A 20,098-nucleotide genomic window follows, 5' to 3' on the forward strand; every position below is an offset into this window, starting at 1 on the left:
TATGGATATTCGGACTTATCAGCAACAGCATGTGGCATGGGACCAGTTTTTGGCACAGAGCCGGAATGGGGCCTTCTTTTTCAAAAGAGGCTACATGGATTATCACGCTGACCGTTTTCAGGATGCTTCTTTGTGGATAGAGAAGGAAGGGCAAGTACTTGCCATGTTGCCGGCGAGCCGCGACGGTGACACCATCGTCAGCCATGGCGGTTTGAGTTTTGGCGGTTTGGTCATGAGTGCACGTCTGGGGGCGGCAGATGTAAAAGCCCTGTTTGAGCAGTTACGTGATTACTGGGCGGCCATGGGGATTAAAAAGCTTATTTATAAGCCTATTCCTCATATTTATCACAGCATGCCCAGTGAAGAGGATTTGTATGCCTTGTTTAGATTAGGTGCCAGGACCATGCGAGTGGATGTATCAACCACCATTATGCAGGAGTCACGTTTGCGCTTATCAAAAGGTCGTAAGCATGCATTGTCCAAAGCGGCTAAAGCAGGGGTCACGATTAGAAAAAGTGATGACTATGCCAGTTGTTGGCAGATACTCACTGATAATTTGCAAGCGCGACATGGCACCAGTCCCACGCACAGCCTGCAAGAGATCTCGCTGCTAGCCAGCCGCTGTCCTGAAATCAGCTTGTATATGGCCTATCTAGATGAGCAGCCGATTGCCGGAGTTGTCATGTTTGATTTTGGCCGGGTTGCGCACACGCAATACATTGCGCCTAGTCCGGTGGCAAGAGAAGTGGGGGCGGTAGATTTACTACTGGAAACGCTCATCAGCGAAGTCTACGCAGATAAGCCCTATTTTAATTTTGGCATTTCTACCTGCCACAATGGCTTAAGTTTTAATGAAGGCTTATGTGCGCAAAAGGAAATGTTTGGTGGCCGCACGACAACCTTGCAATGGCTGGAAATGGATTGTGTATGATGCATGATGACCAACGTAAACAGGCGATCTCGGCTTATGAGCAAGCGTACAGCGCCAGCGATTTTGAAGTGATTCAGGCGCGCTATCGTAAAAAACTCTTGCTAGAGTTGTTTGAAAAATATCAACCCAAACATGTGCTGGAGGTAGGCTGCGGTTGGGATACGATTGCGAATCACTGGCAAGGCTTTGAAAGCCTGACCGTCGTTGAGCCTGGCCCGCAGTTTGCAGAAAAAGCCAGAAAAGATACTGCCCAATTAGCAGGTGCACAAGTGATCGAGGCGTTTCTTGAAAGTAGCCATCTCGGTAAACCTGACCCGGCATATGATTTGATCCTGCTGAGCAGCCTGTTGCATGAGGTGCCAGATGCGAAGGCATTATTGGCTAGTGCCAAAGCATTGGCAGGTCAAAATACAGTGATTCATATCAATGTGCCGAATGCGTTGTCTATGCACCGCCTGCTAGCTGTGGAGATGGGGTTGATGGATAGCGTCTATGCCCAGTCTGCACTGCAAAAATCATTTAATCAGCCACGTATTTTTGATTTAAAACAATTAAAAGTATTGGCGAAAGAACTAGGATTACAAGTGCTTGAGGCAGGTTCTTTTTTGGTGAAGCCATTTACCCATCACCAAATGATGACGCTGATGCAACAAGGCTTGCTGACGCAGGAAATGCTGGATGGCTTGTGGCAATTGGCCCGGCATTTTCCTGAAAACGGCTCTGAAATTTATGTCAATCTCAAACTTGAGGACTGAAAATGGATACTAAAACAACGGTGATTGTAGGGAATGCTTTAGCTGGAATGGTCGCGGCATTAGAGTTGGCGCGCCAAGGCAAAAAGGTGACCTTGGTCAATCCTGGTGGACCATTGGGCGGTTACTTTGCCGGACTGGAGATTGATGGCGTGATGTTTGATGCGGGTCTAGTCAAGTTTGAGCTGGATGGCTATCTTTCGCAAAAAAGTACCTTAGCCAGCTATAACCCCAAGCTACGTAATGATGTGGGCCGCTTTATGAATATCGTGCATGCCTGGGCCCTGCAGTATGCGCCATTACATCAGTTTGACATGCCAAAAATGTGGTTGCAGAACAAGGCTTACGATGATGTGGTATTGAGTAATAGCTACCATACCTTTAGTCAATTGCCTTTTGCCCAGCAAAGTATTCAAGAGTTGCAGCAATTACCTGCTGCAGAGATTCATGCGCGCGAAAAATCCAATGGTGCCCGTTACCATACGCTGGATTACCTGACCGCTTCCCTTGCCAATCATGGTAAAGCCATGCATGACCATATCATTGCTCCTTACCTGATGAAGGCACAAGGCGTGACAGCCGACAAAATGCTGGCACGTTATCATCGTGTCGCCTGGTTACCACTCTTCTACCCCGAGACATTGCTGGCTAGTTTTCAGGGAAAAGCGGTGCCCCTGCAACCCACCGTATTTCACTATCCCAAGCAAGGGGCGGTCGGTGGCATCTGCCGTCAAGTCAAACAACAAGTACTCAGTCATCCCAATATCACCTATGTGCAACAAGCGATCCAAACGGTAGAAAAAAATGACAGTGGATGGCGGTTACAGTTGGGTGAGGGGGCCGTGAGTGGTCCTATTGAAGGTGGCCATTTGGTCTGGACCGGTGCGCCAGCAGCTTTGCTCAAGGCGCTGGGGAAACAGCCTACCATAGTGCAAGAGATTAAATCGCCGATTGCTGTACTATTTCTGCGCATTAAAAAAGCGGACATCCGTGATGTGTATACGATTTTGCATGTTCTGGATATGGATAAATGCGCTTATCGGATTACAAATCAGACGGCATGTGCTGATCAACAAGACGAAGATATGAATATTGTGGTTGAGTTTAACCAGAATTATTTCAAACAGTTGTACGGTGAGAATGATTCGGACGCATTCATCGTTGAGAAATTACTGGCCGAACTGGCGGCCATGAACATGATTGCGGCAGATGCCCAACCTCTGATTGCTGCCATCAAACGTATCCCGGGTGGATTTTTGGTACCAGATCAGGCGGCACGGGATGCTTGGGAGCAAGATCAGCAAACCGTGGCAGCACTGCATCCTGAGATTGCTTTACTCGCAATGTCGAGCGGCTTTTTTGCCACCTCACTTAACGATCAGGTGATTCAAGGGTTGTACTATGCAGAAACCCGCCTGGACGCAGAAGTTGAAACAGTCAAGGAAACACTGCCTGCCTGAATCTCAAGTCACTGACTCGCCACAGATTCTGGTGGCGAGCAATTTGATATGCCTTATTTGGCTGTGAGGCGAGCCTGTCACCTTACTGATGATAAATGCTGCCTTTTCCAGGCTTTATTAGTTGAATTAATTCGTGCATGCCTATCGTATAGTGGGTTGAGTTACGAGATAGAGCAGGTGTGTGTATGCCACTAGAACATTGCAGAATTATTGAGTTGCCTAAAATCCATGACCCGCATGGCAACCTCACATATATTGAAAGTGATAATCAAATCCCATTCGCGATTCAGCGCGTCTACCATGTGTATGATGTGCCGGGCGGGGCCGAGCGCGGCGGGCATGCGCACAAGAATCTGCATCAGTTTATTGTCGCCATGTCTGGTAGTTTTGATATCACCCTGGATGATGGCAAGGATAAGAAAAAATTTCATTTAGCCCGTTCTTATTATGGCTTGTATATCTGTCCTATGATTTGGCGTGAAATTGATAATTTTTCTTCAGGTTCAGTATTAATGTGCCTGGCCTCAGAAAAATATGACGAAACTGATTATTTCCGGCGTTATGATGATTTTATGCGCGCGCGCTGGGCTGCTTGAGATCACCGTTTTATCCCGTTTTTGAAGTGGGCATATAAAAAGGCGCATCATTGATCTGATGCGCCTTTGTTTTTTATACGTGAATCACTATGTGCCCGAGTGGCTCACAGTGGTTGCAGTCGTGACAGGTTGTGCTGGTTGTTTGACCGGCTTTTTGTTTTGGCGGTAGACCTGGCCAGAGGTCGATACATTGGCGCGCATTCTAATCAGCTCAGCAATCTCTGCATTTTCCTTCTGCTCTTCTCTAGGGGCAAATAAAGCTCTGCCTCTAGGGTCAGCATCGACAGGGGGTTCGCACAGGTAATAGACGGCCAGGCTCTTGCGATAGATACCATAAGGCTGCGTCAGGGGGCGGCTCATGCCATGCCAGGAGTTCTGGGTGGTATCAAAAATCACGGCCCGGTTAAATTTGGGGCAGACTTCTTTGATCAGTTCACCTGGCTGGTTTTGTTCAGCGTCGTGACTCCACAAACCCAAATGGCCGCCATGGTAAGCCTTCAGTTGTTCAGAGACGTAGATAATGATGTTGATTTTGCGTTGCAAGCCCAGTTTGGGGTGAATGGAGTAATCCAGGTGCGGATTCAGGTTGCCTCCGGTGCCGTGAATATGCCAGCCGCCACCATGCAACCCGTTATCAGCATACAACTGGGTGCCGACAATTTCGGACAGTTTGTCTATCACGGGTGCTGAGTTCAGAGTTTGAAACAGGGCATAGGTCAGAGCAGGGAAGGCATTCCAGTCATTTAAGGCCTTTTTATCTTCAATCTGGTTTTGGTAACAAAACCAGCGCGAAGAATCATACTCGGGAAACTCACGTGCAACCTTTTTCACCAGGTCAGGATTCAGGAAGTTATCGATCACGGCATGACGAAAGGGCTTTGCATCCTCAAAATGTTGCATTCCTTTGGTCAGTTGATTCAAATCCAGAAACGATTGCATGAAAATCCCCCTTCGCATTCATTGAGCGTGTTATGTATTTATATCGGACGCACAAGCAATTTATTAAGGCGAATACGCATGTATTTATGCGCTAATTTTTGTAGATGCAGTACCGACCTTGGGTGGTGGCGCAGTGCGACAAGGTCTTAGCGTTTTAGCGCATCAATCAGCGCGCAGGGATATCTCTAGAAATAGTGGCAAAACCACGTTCTATTCAATGAAATCAAATATGCGGGGCTGCGATAAAGTGATTCTTAACTTGACGCAACGTTCTTACTATAACGGTCAGCATTTGCTTAACTTGAGTAATAACGTGCGAAATCAGATTAATTTAAAACAGATTTGAAGAGCTTGAGTGTGGCATGAATACTTAACATGAAGCTCGATATTTTTGTACATTAAGGAGGCTTAACATGGCTGCAGTCATTAATACCAATATTTCATCATTAAATGCCCAGCGCAATTTAAATGCATCTCAAGCTGGTTTGAATCAATCCATACAGCGTTTGTCTTCAGGGCTGCGCGTTAACAGTGCCAAAGATGATGCGGCCGGGTTGGCGATTGCAACACGCATGGACTCTCAAGTCCGTGGCAATGATGTGGCAATTCGCAACTCCAATGATGCAATTTCCTACCTGCAAGTGACCGAAGGTGGTTTGTCGAAAGCGACTGATGTGCTGCAGCGTATGCGTGAGTTGGCGGTGCAGGCAGCCAACGGCAGCTACGGTAGCGGTGATCGAGCCAATCTGGACACGGAATTTACGCAATTGACTGCGGAGCTAACCCGCTTGAGCACCTCCACCCAGTTTAACGGTTTGAATGTATTTGGCGGTCCAGGCTATACCTTCCAGATTGGTTCTGGCTCTGCGGATACTTTGCAAGTCAGTTCCGTGACCGCAGCTTCCATCACTGGTAATGTGCAAACCGCCTCAGCAGCAACGGCTGCGATTACAGCCATTGATGCGCAACTGGATTCAGTGAATACGTCACGTGCGAGTCTGGGTGCGTACCAGAACCGCTTTGAAGCGGTAATCAGCAGCTTGCAAGTGAATATCGAAAATGTGTCCGCGGCGAAATCCCGGATTATGGATGCAGACTTTGCGTCAGAAACTGCGAAGATGACCCGTAACCAGATTCTGCAACAAGCTGGCACGGCGATGCTGGCCCAGGCCAACCAGTTGCCTAACAGCGTCATGTCACTGATTAAAGGGTAGTCTTTCAGCAGCTTTCTTGGTGTATATGTTTACAGGTCGTGGGCTTTTGTCTAGGCAAAAGCTCACGACCTCTTCATTTCTGGATCATCTCATCAACACACCAGTTCTCTATCGTTCAGGATAGGCCGGTAAAACCGGTTTTGTTTTTTTCAATTTAAAGTTTCCAGATGCGATATAGTTAACGCAATCTTTGCGGTAACACGCGCGATCCCTGTTGCTGGGATGTTGATAATTGGATGCCAAACATGATTCCTTTCCTTGATCTCAAAGCCGCTTATGACGAATTGTCGCCTGACCTTGAGACTGCCCTGTTAAGGGCTACCCGTTCTGGCTGGTATATCGGTGGCGAAGAAGTGGAGGCCTTTGAAGCCCAGTTTGCCGCATATACTGGCGCCCCGTATTGTGTCGGCGTGGGCAATGGCCTCGATGCACTGACCTTGGCCTTGCGCGCCATGGATGTGGGGGTGGGGGATGAGGTGATTGTCCCCTCCCATACTTATATTGCGACCTGGTTGGCGGTGAGTGCGGTCGGCGCGACTGTGGTCCCTGTCGAGCCTACTGAGGGGCAGTTCAATATTGATGTTGCCGCCATTCAGGCAAAAATCACAGCTAAAACCAAAGTCATTTTGCCGGTGCATTTATATGGTATCCCGGCAGACATGGATGCCATTTGTGCATTAGCCAAACAGCATGGCTTGCTGGTGTTGGAGGATGCTGCGCAAGCGCATGGCGCTGCCGTCAGGGGTAAATGGGTAGGTACGCATGGGGATGCGGTCGCATGGAGCTTTTACCCGGGCAAGAATTTGGGGGCTTTGGGCGATGGTGGGGCCGTCACCACAAGGCATGAGCATCTCGCCCAACGTATACGCGCGCTTGGCAATTATGGCTCAGCCGTCAAATATTACAATCTGGAGCCTGGCGTGAATAGTCGCCTGGATCCCTTGCAAGCCGCCGTGCTGTCAGTCAAGCTGGCTGCGCTGGATGAGTGGAATACACGCAGGCAGGCATTGGCGCAGCGCTATCTTGAGGGTTTGCAAGGCCTGCCTTTGCAATTGCCTGTTTCTCCAGCCTGGGCCAATACTATCTGGCATTTGTTTGTGATCGCAACGCCACAACGCGATGCCTTGCAAACCTGGTTGCAGGCGCATGGGGTGCAAACCCTGATTCATTATCCCGTCCCGCCACATTTGCAACAGGCTTATCAGTCGCTCGGTTGGCAAGCAGGCCATTTTCCGTGTGCCGAGCGTTATGCCAATCAAGTACTGAGTTTGCCCATGGGCCCGCAACTCTCAGTCACGGCTGTCGACCAGGTGATTGAGCTGGTACAGCAGTTTTTCAGAGCGCAGTGAGACTGTCTCACGCATCGCCTCGTTTAAAGTTTTTCCGAGTAGGGTCGTAAAGAGTGTCAAGTGCATGATCTTCCCAACAGAAATTTAAAGTGCATGATTAAAGAAATTTCTGGCGAAGTCGATAAAAGTAATAACAACGCTGAATAGCAAACACGAAGTCAAAAAGTGGATCAACGTTGATATGACATGCCGATTTGACACTAACTACACATAGGACTCTGAAGGAGACTAAAACATGGCTTCTGTAATTAATACCAACATTGCATCCCTGAATGCACAGCGTAACCTGAATGCTTCACAAACAGGCTTGAATCAATCGATTCAGCGTTTATCTTCTGGCTTGCGTATCAATAGCGCCAAAGACGATGCAGCGGGGATGGCAATTGCCACTCGCATGGACTCCCAAATTCGTGGCAATGAAGTTGCGATTCGTAACTCAAACGACGCGATTTCTTACCTGCAAGTGACAGAAGGTGGTTTGTCCAAAGCGACAGACGCCCTGCAACGTATGCGTGAACTGGCCGTACAGGCAGCCAACGGCAGCTATGGTTCTGGTGACCGTACTAACCTGAACACAGAGTTTACACAACTGACTTCAGAATTAACCCGCTTGAGTACTTCTACCCAGTTTAACGGTTTGAATGTATTTGGTGGTTCAGGTTACACCTTCCAGATTGGTTCTGGTTCTGCAGATACCTTGCAGGTGAGTGCAGTGACTGCGGCTTCTGTGACTGGCAGTGTTGCCACCGTTTCAGATGCGACTGCAGCGATTACCGCGATTGATGCGCAACTGGATGCGGTGAACACTTCACGTGCCAGCCTGGGTGCCTACCAAAACCGTTTTGATGCCGTTGTGAGCAGCCTGCAAGTGAACGTGGAAAACATTTCTGCAGCGAAATCCCGGATTACGGATGCAGACTTCGCGTCAGAAACTGCGAAGATGACCCGTAACCAGATTCTGCAACAGGCAGGCACAGCAATGCTGGCCCAAGCCAACCAGTTGCCTAACAGTGTCATGAGCTTGCTCAGAGGCTAAGTTTTCTCGAGGCTTTCAAATTATGGCGAGCATTTGTTTAGACAAGTGCTCGCTTTTCTTTTTTTAGTCGCCAGCATTGTCAGTCAGCACCTGGCTATGCATCCTGATCTGCCGGTCTAACACAACAGCATCAACCCTTGCACTGGCGTGTCACAACATGGGCATTGCAGGTTTGTCCTGCGGATGCAACATTGCGCCTGATCTACAGCCGAGTGGCTTTCATTTCCCTTCTTCGTTTCATGATCCACAATACGTCAAGCAATTCGATAAGTTTATGAAAATAAAAAGAATACCTTTATTTTCACCTCTGATTTCAACGTACTCCATCTCTCAGTGAGCGTCTGTGCGACTTTGAAGATAAGCAGGTAAAAACGTCGTTGTTTAGCCAAATTATGCTGGCTTGGTTACGGTAAAGTAGGCATGTTGGTGTACCGCTAACTCACTTGAGTGCAGCGGGCACAAAATGAGTTCATGGAGACTGCAGGACTGAAGGAAATTACACGGGATTTTTCGCAAGAATAGACCAAGTCGTGCTGACGCGATGACCATGCTGACACCGGCATGGTAGCCATGTTGCACGGCTTGAATTTGCCATGAATGATTTGATATTAAAGTTTTTCCGAGAGGAGTCGTAAATAGTTTCAAGTGCATGATCTACCCAACAGAAATTTAAAGTGCAGCATTAAAGAAATTTCTGGCGAGGTCGATAAAAGTAATAACAACGCTGAATAGCAAACACGTAGTCGCAAGTGAATCAACGTTGATATGACATGCCCATTTGACACTCATTGGATATACGACTCTAAAGGAGATTTAACATGGCTTCTGTAATTAATACCAATATTGCATCTCTGAATGCACAGCGTAACCTGAATGCTTCACAAACAGGCTTGAATCAATCGATTCAGCGTTTGTCTTCCGGCTTGCGTATCAATAGCGCTAAAGATGATGCAGCGGGGATGGCGATTGCCACTCGCATGGACTCCCAAATTCGTGGTAGTGATGTTGCGATTCGTAACTCAAACGACGCGATTTCTTACCTGCAAGTGACAGAAGGTGGTTTGTCCAAAGCGACAGACGCCCTGCAACGTATGCGTGAACTGGCCGTGCAGGCAGCCAACGGCAGCTATGGTTCTGGTGACCGTGCCAACCTGAACACAGAGTTTACACAGCTGACTTCAGAATTATCCCGCTTGAGTACATCTACCCAGTTTAACGGTTTGAATGTATTTGGCGGTTCAGGCTACACCTTCCAGATTGGTTCTGGTTCTGCAGATACCTTGCAGGTGAGCGCAGTGACTGCGGCATCTATTAGCGGCAACGTGTCCACTGTTTCAGATGCGACTGCAGCGATTACCGCGATTGATGCGCAACTGGATGCGGTGAACACTTCACGTGCCAGCCTGGGTGCCTACCAAAACCGTTTTGAAGCCGTTGTGAGCAGCCTGCAAGTGAACGTGGAAAACATTTCTGCAGCGAAATCCCGGATTACGGATGCAGACTTCGCGTCAGAAACTGCGAAGATGACCCGTAACCAGATTCTGCAACAAGCAGGCACAGCAATGCTGGCCCAAGCCAACCAGTTGCCTAACAGTGTTATGAGCTTGCTGAGAGGTTAATTGTTCAGACACTTGAATCATATCCACAGAGGCATCCCTCTGTGGATTTTAGGCTAAGCAGAGGAGCAGCATCATGACTCAATCTATGGATGGTGTTGGCGGTAACCGCACATTAACAGGTGTGCCTGCAGTAAATAGCTTGAAGCTGGTGAAGTATGCAGAAGCCAGCGGCGAGCAAAAACCTGTCGAAGCGATGGATAAAGCCACTTTGACCGGGGCGGTAAAAAAACTGAATGACTATGTGGCGCCTGCGCTGCAAACCATACAGTTTTCGATTGATGATGACACAGACCGTATCGTCGTGAAAGTGGTCGACACCGAGACACAGAAGGTGCTCAGGCAAATCCCAAATGAGGAGGTGCTGGCCATTAGCAAGACGCTGGACAAATTAAGAGGCCTAGTCATTCGTCAAACGGTGTGATGAATTGTGATTGTATTTGGAGACTAGATTATGGCATCAATTGTAAGCTCAACGGGCTCATCAGGGTTACCTATTGACTCTCTTGTCAGTGCCATGATGACGTCTGCCCAGCAGCCGATTACCCAGATCAAGACGCAAGTCTCTACTTACAATGCCAAACTCTCTGCGTACGGTACGTTGAAAAGTGGATTGAGTACCTTCCAAACAGCTTTGGATGGTCTGTCTAGTGCCGGCAAGTTTAATGCGCAATCCGTGACGCTCACCGATTCAAACAGTATCAGCGCGACTGCAAATGGTAGCGCTACCAATGGCAACCACAGCATTTCGGTGAGCCAGCTGGCGACTTCACAACGTATTACCACGTCTGCTTATAGCGATGCCAGTACCACTTTTGGTACCGGGAGCCTGAAGATTTCCTTTGGTACTTATACCCCAGCCAACGGTAGTACGGCAGCTTCTTTTACTGCGAATAGCAGCAAAAATGCGATTACGGTCAATATCGACAGTAGCAACAATACCCTGTCCGGTATCCGTGATGCCATTAACGCACAAAATGCTTCTGTCACGGCGTCTATTGTCAATGACGGTACTGGTAACCGCCTGGTGATCACTTCCATGGACACTGGTGCAGCCAATAGTCTGAAGATTGATGTCACGGATAACGATGGCAACAATACCGACGGTAGCGGCTTGTCCACCTTTGCTTATGACCCGACCGCCTCCAGCGGCAGTGGTAAAAACTTAAGTGAGCTTCAGGCTGCACAAAATGCGTTATTGACTGTTGATGGGTTGAGCATCAGTAAGGCGAGTAACACCATTACTGATGTGATTGAGGGCGTGACCTTAAACCTGAAGGCAGTCACCAGTACGCCTAATGCAATGACGATTGCGACGGACAATAGCGCGATTAAAAGTTCTGTACAGAGCTTTGTCGATGCCTACAACAAACTGAATACCAGTCTGCGTAGCCTGACAAAGTTTGTTGATGGCGGGTCTTCTGCCAATGGCCCTTTGCTGGGTGACTCGGTGGCCCGTAACGTGTCAGTGAAACTCGGATTAATGATGTCCCGCATTTCACCTACGGCCAGTACCTACCGTACCTTGAGTGACATTGGCGTCACCGTGGGTGATGGCGGAGTCATGACGCTGGACGATACCAAGTTTCAGAAAGCGATGGCGAATAGCCCTTCCGATGTGGCGAAAATCTTTTCACCTTCGGCAAGCAGTACCGATCCATTGGTCAGCTTCGTCAGCAGTGGGGATAAAACAGTTTCTGGCACCTATGCCGTCAATATTTCACAAGCGGGGAGCAGCTCACAAGATGTGGCTGGTACCCTGAATGGTGTGAATGCGATTGGCAGTGGTAATACCCTGACCGGCGCATTTGGTCAGGATAGCGCAGGTTTGAAACTCAGTATTTTAGGCGCTACGACTGGAGACCGTGGCACGGTGACTTTCAACCGCGGCCTAATCGGGGAGTTTAGTAGCATGCTTGATAGCTGGCTGGACTCCGATGCTGCGTTGGCCACCAGGACAGACGGTTTGCAGTCGTCTATTAAATCATTGAATAAAAAAGCCGATGACTTGAGCGCCAAGCTGCCAAGCCTTGAAGCAAGTTATCGTGCCCAGTACGCAAAACTGGACGCATTACTCAGCAGCATGCAAACCCAGAGCACTGCGTTGACACAACAATTGAGTGCAATAAGCAATAATAGCTAATCGCGGAATATTATCAGGAGAATCATGATGTTTGGATCGAAACAATCTGGCATTAATGCCTACGCCAAAGTAGGTTTGGAAACCGGCGTCGTGGATGCCAGTCCGCTCAAGCTGACGATCATGCTTTACGAAGGCGCTGTAACTGCCTGCATCCGCGCGCAGCAAGCGATTCAAAAGCAGGATATTCCGCAAAAAGGTGAATATATCTCCAAAGCCATTTCCATCATTGAAAGCGGTTTGCGTACCAGCTTGAACAAACGTGCAGGGGGCGAGGTTGCCCTCAATCTGGACCAGCTGTATGAATACATGATCCGTACACTCATGCAAGCGAGCCTGCGTCAGGATAGTACTAAAGTTTATGAAGTTCAGCAGTTGCTCATGGAGTTGAAAGGCGCCTGGGAAACGCTGGAAAAATCGGGGATGAGCCGCCTTGCACAACAGAATGCCTTGGAAAACTCGGCGATCGCAGAAAAAGCACAGGCGTATCAACATTTGGCCATGGCCGGGGCCTGATATGTCCAAGGCGCTGATTAATACTTATGAGTCTGCTGCCAAAATCATGGCGCAGATGCTGCTGGCCGCTCAGCAAAATGCTTGGGAAAAAGTGACAGAGCTGGAGCAGTCTTACATGCTCAAGATCGAAGTGATCAAAGCGCTGGAACAAACCTTGCGTTTACAATCCGAGCAACTGACACAGGCGCAGCATTTGCGCAAACAGGAGTTGGTGCAGAAAATTTTGGCCGATGATGGCGAGATCCGTAATTTGCTCTATCCCGTCATGCATCGCATTACCGATATGATTTTTGATGCGCAGCTACATGCACGCACCCCACCGGATGTGATTTAGATGATTCCTATCCCGCAAGTCCTCTCACAACGTTTCATTACCAGTGAAACTGAGAACTTGCGTGCGGTCACTTCCATCATGCCGGTGGAAGGTACCCAGGCCGAAGCTCCTTTATGGGAGCGCATGCGTCCAGGCATGCAGTTTACCGGACTGATTTTGCAAAAAGACAACGCTCAAAAAGGCGCAGGCAATGCCGACCTGGCTGCTTTTAAAGTGCAAATCCAGTTACCCAACCAGCCACCCATGGTGGTGCAGATGCAATTACCCGCTTACTTGTCGCAACAGCAAACACTGAACATGCAGTTTATGGGGCTGGCACAAGGCCAGGGCAAAGACGCCGAGGGCTATCCGCAAGTGCGCTGGGGTGTGCAGTCTTCCGCGGCGGGCACGTCACGGCTGTCGACAGCTGGGTTGCTGGCAGAGACGCCACATGCAGACAACCCCGCTACTATGCAAAGTCTGGTACAGAATGCGGCCGGGCAATCGAGTCTGGTCGAGTTAAGCTCTCCCGCCAGAAACCTACAGCGCTGGCTGGATGCCAGCCCGTTTCAGTCGCAATCTGCCGTCTTGCAGGCACAAACCGTGGTCAGCAACAGCCCGCAAAAGCCGCAAGTGCTGGCGCAAGATCTCAAGCATGCGCTGGATAGCTCGGGCTTGTTCTATGAGTCTCACCTGAAAGAGGCGACGCTGGGCACCCGGCCCTGGCATCAACTACTGCAAGAGCCGCAAAACAAACCTCACTTTGTACCGCCGGAGATGGTGTCGCAACAGTTACAGGTGCTGGAACAACAGCGTGTGATTTGGCATGGTGAAGTCTGGCCCGGCCAGATGATGGAGTGGCAGGTCAGTGAGCGCAAAAATTCCCAGCAGTCTAGCGAAGACCCGACCTTAAACAGTTTGTTTAGCAATTTGAAATTGCAGCTGCCAAGGCTGGGCGAGGTGGCTGTAAGAATCACGCTGGCTAACGGGCGCTTTAGTGTCCGTGTGCAGCCCACGGATGCAGCGAGCCTCAAGGAAATGCAATCTGGCCGCAGTACGCTGGCCATGAATTTGCAAGCTTCTGGCGTGAAGCTGGATTCCTTGCAAATCGTGCGTGAAGAAATCGCGCAGCACAGGCCGCAATATGCAGCAGGATAAGCCTTATACCCAATCTGCCGTGGCCCTGGCTTACGAAGCCGGGGATTTGGCGCCACGTGTGGTGGCCAAAGGCAATGGTCTGCTCGCACAACGCATCATTGCCCTGGCGCAAGAACACGAAGTCTATGTGCATGAGTCACAAGCCATGCTCAACCTGCTCATGCAGGTCGAACTCGATGCCCATATTCCCCCACAGCTGTACCAGGCGATTGCTGAAATTCTGGCCTGGTTATACAAGCTGGAACAAGGGCAGGCCGACCATTAAACTGGCCAGTCTCAGATAGAGACTTTGTCGCAGTAAAATTGCCGCATCTTGTTTTGCCAGAGAGTTACTGCGTCTACGATTTTTCTGCAATCACTTCTGCCAGCGCCTGTTTGACGTCTGTAATGACACTTGTCCAATGATGGTGTTGGGCTCTGAACAGTCTGGCCGAGGGGTACCACGGACTGTCTTCGCGTGCGAGCAGCCAGCGGAAGTCTGGTGGGTCAGGTAACAATATCCATACCGGTTTGTGCATGGCGCCAGCCAGATGTGCGACTGAAGTATCCACTGAAATAATCAGATCCATGCGTGCGATGAGCGCAGCGGTATCGCTAAAATCCTCTAGTTCGGCCTGGTGCTGCGTGAGTTGTGGTAGCCCGCTTAACGCAGCCTGGTCAGTATCGCGAACTTCTTTTTGCAGGCTATGAAAACTCGCATCCAGTGCCAGCAACGGCGCCAGCTGCGCTAGCGGAATACTGCGGTAACGATCTTTCTGATGCGTGGTGGATCCTGACCAGACCAGGCCTACCCGTAATCTGTTCTGACTAGTCATCTGCAGACGGCTTACCTTGTCAGGCGCGGCAAACAGGTAAGGGGTGTGCTGAGGCAGATTGCCGAGTTCTGTCTTGAAGACATATGGCAAGCTCATGAGCGAACAATGGTAATCATAGTCCTGATACGCGGTGCCTGCAGCAATCAGTAAATAGTCTGGCCCCAGTGAGCGCAACAAGGGAATCAGGCTCGCTTGCACTTCAATAATCACCTGTGCGCCCAAGGTGGCGACCAGTTTGGCGTAGCGTATAAACTGGATGGTATCGCCCAGCCCCTGTTCGGCGTAAAGCAAGATACGCTTACCTTGCAGGGATTGTTCGCCGGTCCACATCGGTTGCACACAGACCGCACGGCGTCCCCTGGGCAAATGTGGCGCATGTTTGCCACTTTCGTACATGGCCCAGCCTTGCGCATAATCGCCGGTGAGTAACTGAAATAACGCCAGATTCCAGTGCAAGGTCGGGTTGTGTGGTTCCAGTGTCAGCGCCTGACGATAACAGTCGCTGGCCATGTCAATGTCCAGCATATCCAGATACAGGTTGGCCAGATTAAGATAAAACAACGCGTTCTGCTGATCGGCTAGCGGGATTTGCTGGTAGCTGGCCAAGGCCTCATGATGGCGGCCAAGCACGTGTAAGATGCTGCCTCGGCATAATAAAGCCGGTGCCAGCGTGGGTGCATAGCCGACCAGGTGGTCTGCACTGAGCAAGGCTTCTTCATAGCGGCCGAGCCGACTCAGGATCAGGCTTTTGCTGTGTAAGGCGGCAACGCAAGCCGGGTTTAACTGTAAAGCAAATTCATGATGGGCGAGCGAAAACTCAAATTGCTCTAATTCAAACAGCAAGTTGCCGCATTCGATAAGTGTGGGTTCATGCTCAGGCGCAAGATGCAGGGCCTGGTTAAAACAGTGCAGGGCCTGCGGGGCGTTTTTTTGCTGCTTGAACAGCATTCCCTTTTGAAACCAGGCTTGAACATTCGCGGGGTTGCTGGCTAACACGGCGTCAGGTGACTCGTGGCTGGCGGTACTGCCTGATGGCCGCAATACTGGCGTGCCATTGAGTCGCATCAGCGGGGCAGAGGGGGTGTGTTGTATCAAGCCAGCCACGGGTTGAGCCTGCATTGTTCTTTTCTCACTGTTAAAACGGACTGATGGTCTGGCCCAGTCGCCAGCTGGCTAGTTAAGCCTAGACTTGCATATTCATCATGTCCTGATAGGCGGTGACCAGTTTGTTGCGGACTTGCACTGTGGCCTGAAAGGCGATATTCGCTTTTTGCCCGGAGATCATGACATCAGACAGGCTGACATTGTCATTTCCCATGGCAAAATCCTTGCCCATTTGTTCGGCCTGCAATTGCATATTGTTGACCTGGTCCAGAGAGGATTTCAGCGCATCACTAAAGCTCACTTGTGTCGTCGGGCTTGCCTGGGGCGGCTTGGCGACAGGATTGGCAATAGCACTGTTGCCCAGACCTTCTGGTTTTTGAGCCGCCGCCCGTAATTGCGCCAGCATGGAGGAGATGCGTTGTGCATCAATACCGCCTGCGTTCATAGGTGTCTCCTTTCATCCTGTACTCGTTTCGTGGGGGAGGCCATCACCTCTTATCTCATGGTGAGCACTGTAACATTGCGCCAGCTGGACTGCTTTGCAAAATAGGCAACATTAATCCGTCTTATTTGCTGATTTGAATAGGCAGGGTCAGCGCATAATGTGATCCATGTGAAAGTGTCCTGACAGGATATTGAAGTTCAAAAGAGGTGGCAGCATGACCGGCAATCAACAGGCCGGGAGGCAGGTCACTGCAAGTAGGTAATATTGGAGGTTCAGATGGCTGCTGATGCTGCCTTATTAACAACAAGCAATGAGTCTGGCGGAGCGTCCAACATGTTTGGGCAGCTCGGACAAAAGTTAATGCTGGTCGCCGGGATTGCTGCCGTGGTTGCGGTGATGGTGGTGTTCTGGCTGTGGAGCCAGAAGCCGGATTACCGGGTGTTGTTCTCCAACTTTGCTGACAAGGATGGCGGTGCCATCGTCGCCGAGTTGGATAAATTGAATATCCCTTATCAATTTGCCGATGGTGGGGGTGCCATTCTGGTGCCTGCTGACATGGTGCATCAGGCACGTTTGAAACTGGCGGCACAAGGTCTGCCCAAAGGCGGCAACATCGGCTTTGAACTGCTGGAAAACCAGAAATTTGGCGTGTCTCAGTTTGTTGAGCAGGTAAACTTTCAACGCGGCCTTGAGGGCGAGCTGGAACGCAGTATCCAGTCTATCTCTGCTGTGCAGGCCGCACGTATCCATCTGGCGATTCCCAAGCCCAGCGTGTTTGTGCGCGAGCAACAATACCCAACCGCTTCTGTGCTGCTCAATCTGCACAATGGCCGCCGGTTAGACGCGCAACAAGTGGGTGCCGTCGTGCATCTGGTGGCAAGCAGTGTGCCTAACCTGTCTGCCGATCATGTCACCGTGGTCGATCAAAACGGCAATTTGCTGTCCGATAACGCCAATAAGCTCAAGCAAAGTGGCCTAGACCCAGAGCAGATGGCCTACGTGGAGAATATGCAAAACAGCATTGCTCGCCGCGTGGAATCCATTATTACGCCGATTGTTGGTGCGAAAAATGTGCACGCCGAAACCAGCGCCGAGATTGACTTCTCGATGACAGAACAGGCCAACGAGTCCTATAAACCCAACACCAAGCCGGATGACATGGCGATTCGCAGTGCGCAAAGCCATGAGACGCAAAATACCGGCGCCAACAACGGCGCGGTGCCTGGTGCTTTGTCTAACCAGCCGCCTGCAGATGCGACTGCTCCGATCAATGCCCCTGGTGCGCAGGGTCAAGGGGAAAATGCTGCGCCTGCTGCTGCCCCAACCCCACCACAAAATACGCAAAAAGATACCACCACTAACTACGAGCTGGACAAGACTGTGAGCTATATCCAGCAGGCCAAGGGCGGCATCAAGCGCCTGCATGTGGCGGTGGTGGTCAATCACATCCCAGTCGTGGATAGCACCGGTAAAACGACTTACCGTGCACTGACCGCGGCCGAGAAGCAGCAGGTAAGTGACCTGGCAATGCAGGCCATGGGCTACAACAAAGAGCGTGGCGATACTATCTCTGTGGTGAATACCCCGTTCGTGGCCGAAGCACAGGAAAAACTGGTTGAGCCACCGCTGTGGAAGGACCCTGTCATGATTGAGTATGGTAAAGATGCCTTGCGCTTCCTGGCTGGCGTGGTGGTGTTGATGATGATTTATAAAAAGCTGCTCAAGCCGATGGCCACCAAACTGACTGGCGCGGATAAAAAACAACTGGCTGTGACTGCGGCACAAAACGCGGCAGCAGGCGGTGAAGCGGTTGCCGGCGCGGCAGGCAGTGCAGCTGAAGGTGAAGATGCACTGGTCACCTTGAGTGGCGATCCTCCTGCGTTAACGGGCGATGATGGCCGTATGGATCAAACCTTGCTGGCCGTGAAGCAGGTGGCCAAAGAAAACCCACGCATGGTCGCGAATGTGGTTTCCAGCTGGGCGACTGCGGAGAAATAAACCATGACTGAAGGCTTGACTAAAAGCGCGATTTTGATGCTTGCCCTCGGTGAAGACGAAGCGGCGGAGGTGATGAAGTATTTGTCACCCAAAGAGGTACAGCGGCTGGGCATTGTCATGGCCTCAATGAAGCCGGTGCCACGTGAAGAGGTAACTGCAGTGCTGGAGTCCTTTATGGTCGACTTTGCCGGCAGCAGTGACTTCGGTCTGGATTCGGACGCCTATATCCGCTCGGTTCTGATCAAAGCTTTTGGCGATGACAAAGCCTCCAATCTGTTAAGCCGGATTCCGCAATCGCAAGATGCCGCGGGTATTGAAAGCCTGAAGTGGATGGATGCCTTCAGCGTGTCCGAGTTTATCAAGAATGAGCATCCACAGATTATCGCGACCATCTTGTCACATCTGGAGGCAGACCAGGCCGCAGAAATTCTGGGGCATTTTACTGACCGTTTACGTCAGGATGTGATTTTGCGGATTGCCACGCTCGACAGCATTAAACCGGCCGCGCTCAAAGAGCTCAATGAAGGCATGATGAAAATGCTGTCAGGCAATGAAAACCTGAAGCGTCAGCCGATAGGTGGCGTAAAAACCGCGGCTGAAATCATGAACTACCTGAGTGGCGACAACGAGGCCAAATTGATGGAAGGCCTCAAAAGCTATGATGACAATATGGCGCAGGAGATCATGGACCAGATGTTTGTGTTTGACAATATTCTGGAAATTGACGACAAAGGCATTCAAACGCTGCTGCGTGAGGTGCAATCTGATATGTTGATTGTGGCTTTGAAGGGAACCTCTGATGAAATGAAAGAGAAGTTCCTGCGCAATATGTCTTCGCGTGCAGCCGATATGATGCGTGAAGACATGGAAAGCCGTGGTCCGGTCAAGCTGTCTGAGGTTGAAGCACAGCAAAAACAAATTCTGCAAATTGTGCGCAGGCTGGCCGATGAAGGCCAGATCATGCTGGCTGCCAAAGGCGATGGCGAGCAATATGTTTAAATCCAGTCAGTGTAAGGAAGCATAATGGTGGCTGCAGCAATCCCAAAAGAACAAATGAGTGCCTATCAGCGCTGGGAGATGGCCAGTTTTGATGATGCTAATAGCAGTGAGAGCGTGCGTCGCAAACAGGCACAGGCCGATGAAGCCGCGCGCACGGTCACTGAAATTCTCAAGCAAGTCCGCCAGGAAGCCTATGAAGAAGGGTTCAAGATTGGTTATGGCGATGGCATGCAGCACGCGCAGGCACAACTGGAAAACGAACGTGGTCAGTTGTTGCAAATGGCGCAGAGTTTCCAGCAGGCGCTGGCGTTTCAGGATAGCCATGTTGCCGAGTCTGTTTTGAGCCTGGCGCTGGATCTGGCCAAAGCCATGATGAAAACCAAGTTGCAGGCCGATCCGCAGGCGGTGCTCCCGGTCGTGCTGGATGCCATGCACTATTTGCCCCAAGTCAGACAGCCCGCGCGCCTGATTGTGCATCCGGATGATGCGCAGGTGCTACGCAGTCATATCGGCGACACACTCAAAGAGCAAGGCTGGCAAATTGTCGAAGAGTTGCAAGTCGAACGTGGCGGTTGCCTGGTTGAAACGGCAGATAACCAGATTGATGCCAGCAATGAGGTCCGCTGGAAACGTCTGGTACAAGGGCTGTCACGCTATGATGACTGGCATAAACCTGCCTCCACCCACGAATAAGTTTTTCACTTTCTAGTTTAAGCC

General features: G+C 50.4%; 20 protein-coding genes. 17 read left to right on the plus strand and 3 right to left on the minus strand.

Going from position 1 to position 20,098, the window contains the following annotated elements; genetic code table 11:
• Position 1: 1 nt before the first annotated feature.
• The 4 genes from Q9292_RS13035 to Q9292_RS13050 all read left to right on the plus strand — a co-directional run bounded on the left by Q9292_RS13035 (position 2) and on the right by Q9292_RS13050 (position 3,739).
• On the plus strand, positions 2-931 hold the full coding sequence (locus tag Q9292_RS13035; protein WP_313988788.1) for a GNAT family N-acetyltransferase: 930 nt from the start codon (positions 2-4) through the stop codon (positions 929-931).
• Positions 928-1,686 (plus strand): class I SAM-dependent methyltransferase, encoded by a 759-nt coding sequence (locus tag Q9292_RS13040; RefSeq protein ID WP_275354908.1) that lies wholly within the window; start codon positions 928-930, stop codon positions 1,684-1,686. The genes Q9292_RS13035 and Q9292_RS13040 overlap by 4 nt, the downstream gene beginning before the upstream one ends.
• Before the next feature lie 2 nt (positions 1,687-1,688).
• Entirely contained in the window at positions 1,689-3,143 is a 1,455-nt protein-coding gene (locus Q9292_RS13045) for an FAD/NAD(P)-binding protein (protein WP_313988792.1), read from the plus strand.
• Positions 3,144-3,328: 185 nt separating this feature from the next.
• Positions 3,329-3,739 carry an FdtA/QdtA family cupin domain-containing protein gene (locus tag Q9292_RS13050; RefSeq protein ID WP_313988795.1) on the plus strand — a complete coding sequence of 137 codons (411 nt, stop codon included), beginning with the start codon at positions 3,329-3,331 and terminating at the stop codon, positions 3,737-3,739.
• 87 nt (positions 3,740-3,826) lie between these two features.
• Here Q9292_RS13050 and Q9292_RS13055 read toward each other — a convergent pair whose 3' ends face one another.
• Positions 3,827-4,678, minus strand: a complete 852-nt coding sequence (locus tag Q9292_RS13055) for a 2OG-Fe(II) oxygenase (protein ID WP_313988796.1) — start codon at positions 4,676-4,678, stop codon at positions 3,827-3,829.
• A gap of 413 nt (positions 4,679-5,091) precedes the next feature.
• On the opposite strand from Q9292_RS13055, the gene Q9292_RS13060 reads away from it, so the two are divergent.
• The 10 genes from Q9292_RS13060 to Q9292_RS13105 all read left to right on the plus strand — a co-directional run bounded on the left by Q9292_RS13060 (position 5,092) and on the right by Q9292_RS13105 (position 14,285).
• Positions 5,092-5,892, plus strand: coding sequence for a flagellin (locus Q9292_RS13060; protein WP_313988799.1), 801 nt, complete (start codon positions 5,092-5,094; stop codon positions 5,890-5,892).
• A gap of 245 nt (positions 5,893-6,137) precedes the next feature.
• Positions 6,138-7,241 (plus strand): DegT/DnrJ/EryC1/StrS family aminotransferase, encoded by a 1,104-nt coding sequence (locus Q9292_RS13065; RefSeq protein ID WP_313988801.1) that lies wholly within the window; start codon positions 6,138-6,140, stop codon positions 7,239-7,241.
• 235 nt (positions 7,242-7,476) lie between these two features.
• Complete coding sequence (locus tag Q9292_RS13070; protein WP_313988804.1) at positions 7,477-8,277, plus strand: flagellin; 801 nt, start codon at positions 7,477-7,479, stop codon at positions 8,275-8,277.
• An 818-nt stretch (positions 8,278-9,095) separates the two neighbouring features.
• Entirely contained in the window at positions 9,096-9,896 is an 801-nt protein-coding gene (locus Q9292_RS13075) for a flagellin (RefSeq protein WP_275354917.1), read from the plus strand.
• A 73-nt stretch (positions 9,897-9,969) separates the two neighbouring features.
• Complete coding sequence (locus Q9292_RS13080) at positions 9,970-10,317, plus strand: flagellar protein FlaG (RefSeq protein ID WP_194746937.1); 348 nt, start codon at positions 9,970-9,972, stop codon at positions 10,315-10,317.
• Between the two features lie 30 nt (positions 10,318-10,347).
• Positions 10,348-12,036: a flagellar filament capping protein FliD gene (fliD, locus tag Q9292_RS13085; RefSeq protein WP_313988807.1), complete on the plus strand. Its 1,689-nt coding sequence runs from the start codon at positions 10,348-10,350 to the stop codon at positions 12,034-12,036.
• A gap of 24 nt (positions 12,037-12,060) precedes the next feature.
• Positions 12,061-12,549 (plus strand): flagellar export chaperone FliS, encoded by a 489-nt coding sequence (gene fliS / locus Q9292_RS13090; RefSeq protein ID WP_228518641.1) that lies wholly within the window; start codon positions 12,061-12,063, stop codon positions 12,547-12,549.
• Between the two features lies 1 nt (position 12,550).
• The gene (locus Q9292_RS13095; protein ID WP_194746935.1) at positions 12,551-12,883 is read left to right on the plus strand and encodes a flagellar protein FliT; all 333 of its coding nucleotides are present in this window, start codon (positions 12,551-12,553) and stop codon (positions 12,881-12,883) included.
• Entirely contained in the window at positions 12,884-14,020 is a 1,137-nt protein-coding gene (locus Q9292_RS13100) for a flagellar hook-length control protein FliK (protein WP_194746934.1), read from the plus strand.
• The gene (locus Q9292_RS13105; RefSeq protein ID WP_194746933.1) at positions 14,007-14,285 is read left to right on the plus strand and encodes an EscU/YscU/HrcU family type III secretion system export apparatus switch protein; all 279 of its coding nucleotides are present in this window, start codon (positions 14,007-14,009) and stop codon (positions 14,283-14,285) included. Before Q9292_RS13100 ends, Q9292_RS13105 begins: the two co-directional genes overlap by 14 nt.
• A gap of 73 nt (positions 14,286-14,358) precedes the next feature.
• Here the strand turns inward: Q9292_RS13105 and Q9292_RS13110 are convergent, their stop codons facing one another.
• Positions 14,359-15,954 (minus strand): tetratricopeptide repeat protein, encoded by a 1,596-nt coding sequence (locus Q9292_RS13110; RefSeq protein WP_313988815.1) that lies wholly within the window; start codon positions 15,952-15,954, stop codon positions 14,359-14,361.
• Between the two features lie 64 nt (positions 15,955-16,018).
• A complete protein-coding gene (gene fliE / locus Q9292_RS13115) occupies positions 16,019-16,384 on the minus strand; it encodes a flagellar hook-basal body complex protein FliE (RefSeq protein ID WP_194746931.1) in 366 nt (121 codons plus the stop codon).
• A gap of 276 nt (positions 16,385-16,660) precedes the next feature.
• On the opposite strand from fliE, the gene fliF reads away from it, so the two are divergent.
• Genes fliF through Q9292_RS13130 form a run of 3 tightly spaced genes read left to right on the plus strand, consistent with a single transcriptional unit; the run spans position 16,661 to position 20,074 of the window.
• Entirely contained in the window at positions 16,661-18,382 is a 1,722-nt protein-coding gene (gene fliF, locus Q9292_RS13120) for a flagellar basal-body MS-ring/collar protein FliF (protein ID WP_194746930.1), read from the plus strand.
• A 3-nt stretch (positions 18,383-18,385) separates the two neighbouring features.
• Complete coding sequence (gene fliG / locus Q9292_RS13125) at positions 18,386-19,381, plus strand: flagellar motor switch protein FliG (protein WP_194746929.1); 996 nt, start codon at positions 18,386-18,388, stop codon at positions 19,379-19,381.
• A gap of 24 nt (positions 19,382-19,405) precedes the next feature.
• Positions 19,406-20,074: a flagellar assembly protein FliH gene (locus Q9292_RS13130; protein WP_194746928.1), complete on the plus strand. Its 669-nt coding sequence runs from the start codon at positions 19,406-19,408 to the stop codon at positions 20,072-20,074.
• The last annotated feature ends 24 nt before the right edge of the window (positions 20,075-20,098 follow it).

This window comes from Methylophilus sp. VKM B-3414 (assembly GCF_032248435.1).
GTDB classification, from domain to species: Bacteria; Pseudomonadota; Gammaproteobacteria; order Burkholderiales; family Methylophilaceae; genus Methylophilus; species Methylophilus glucosoxydans.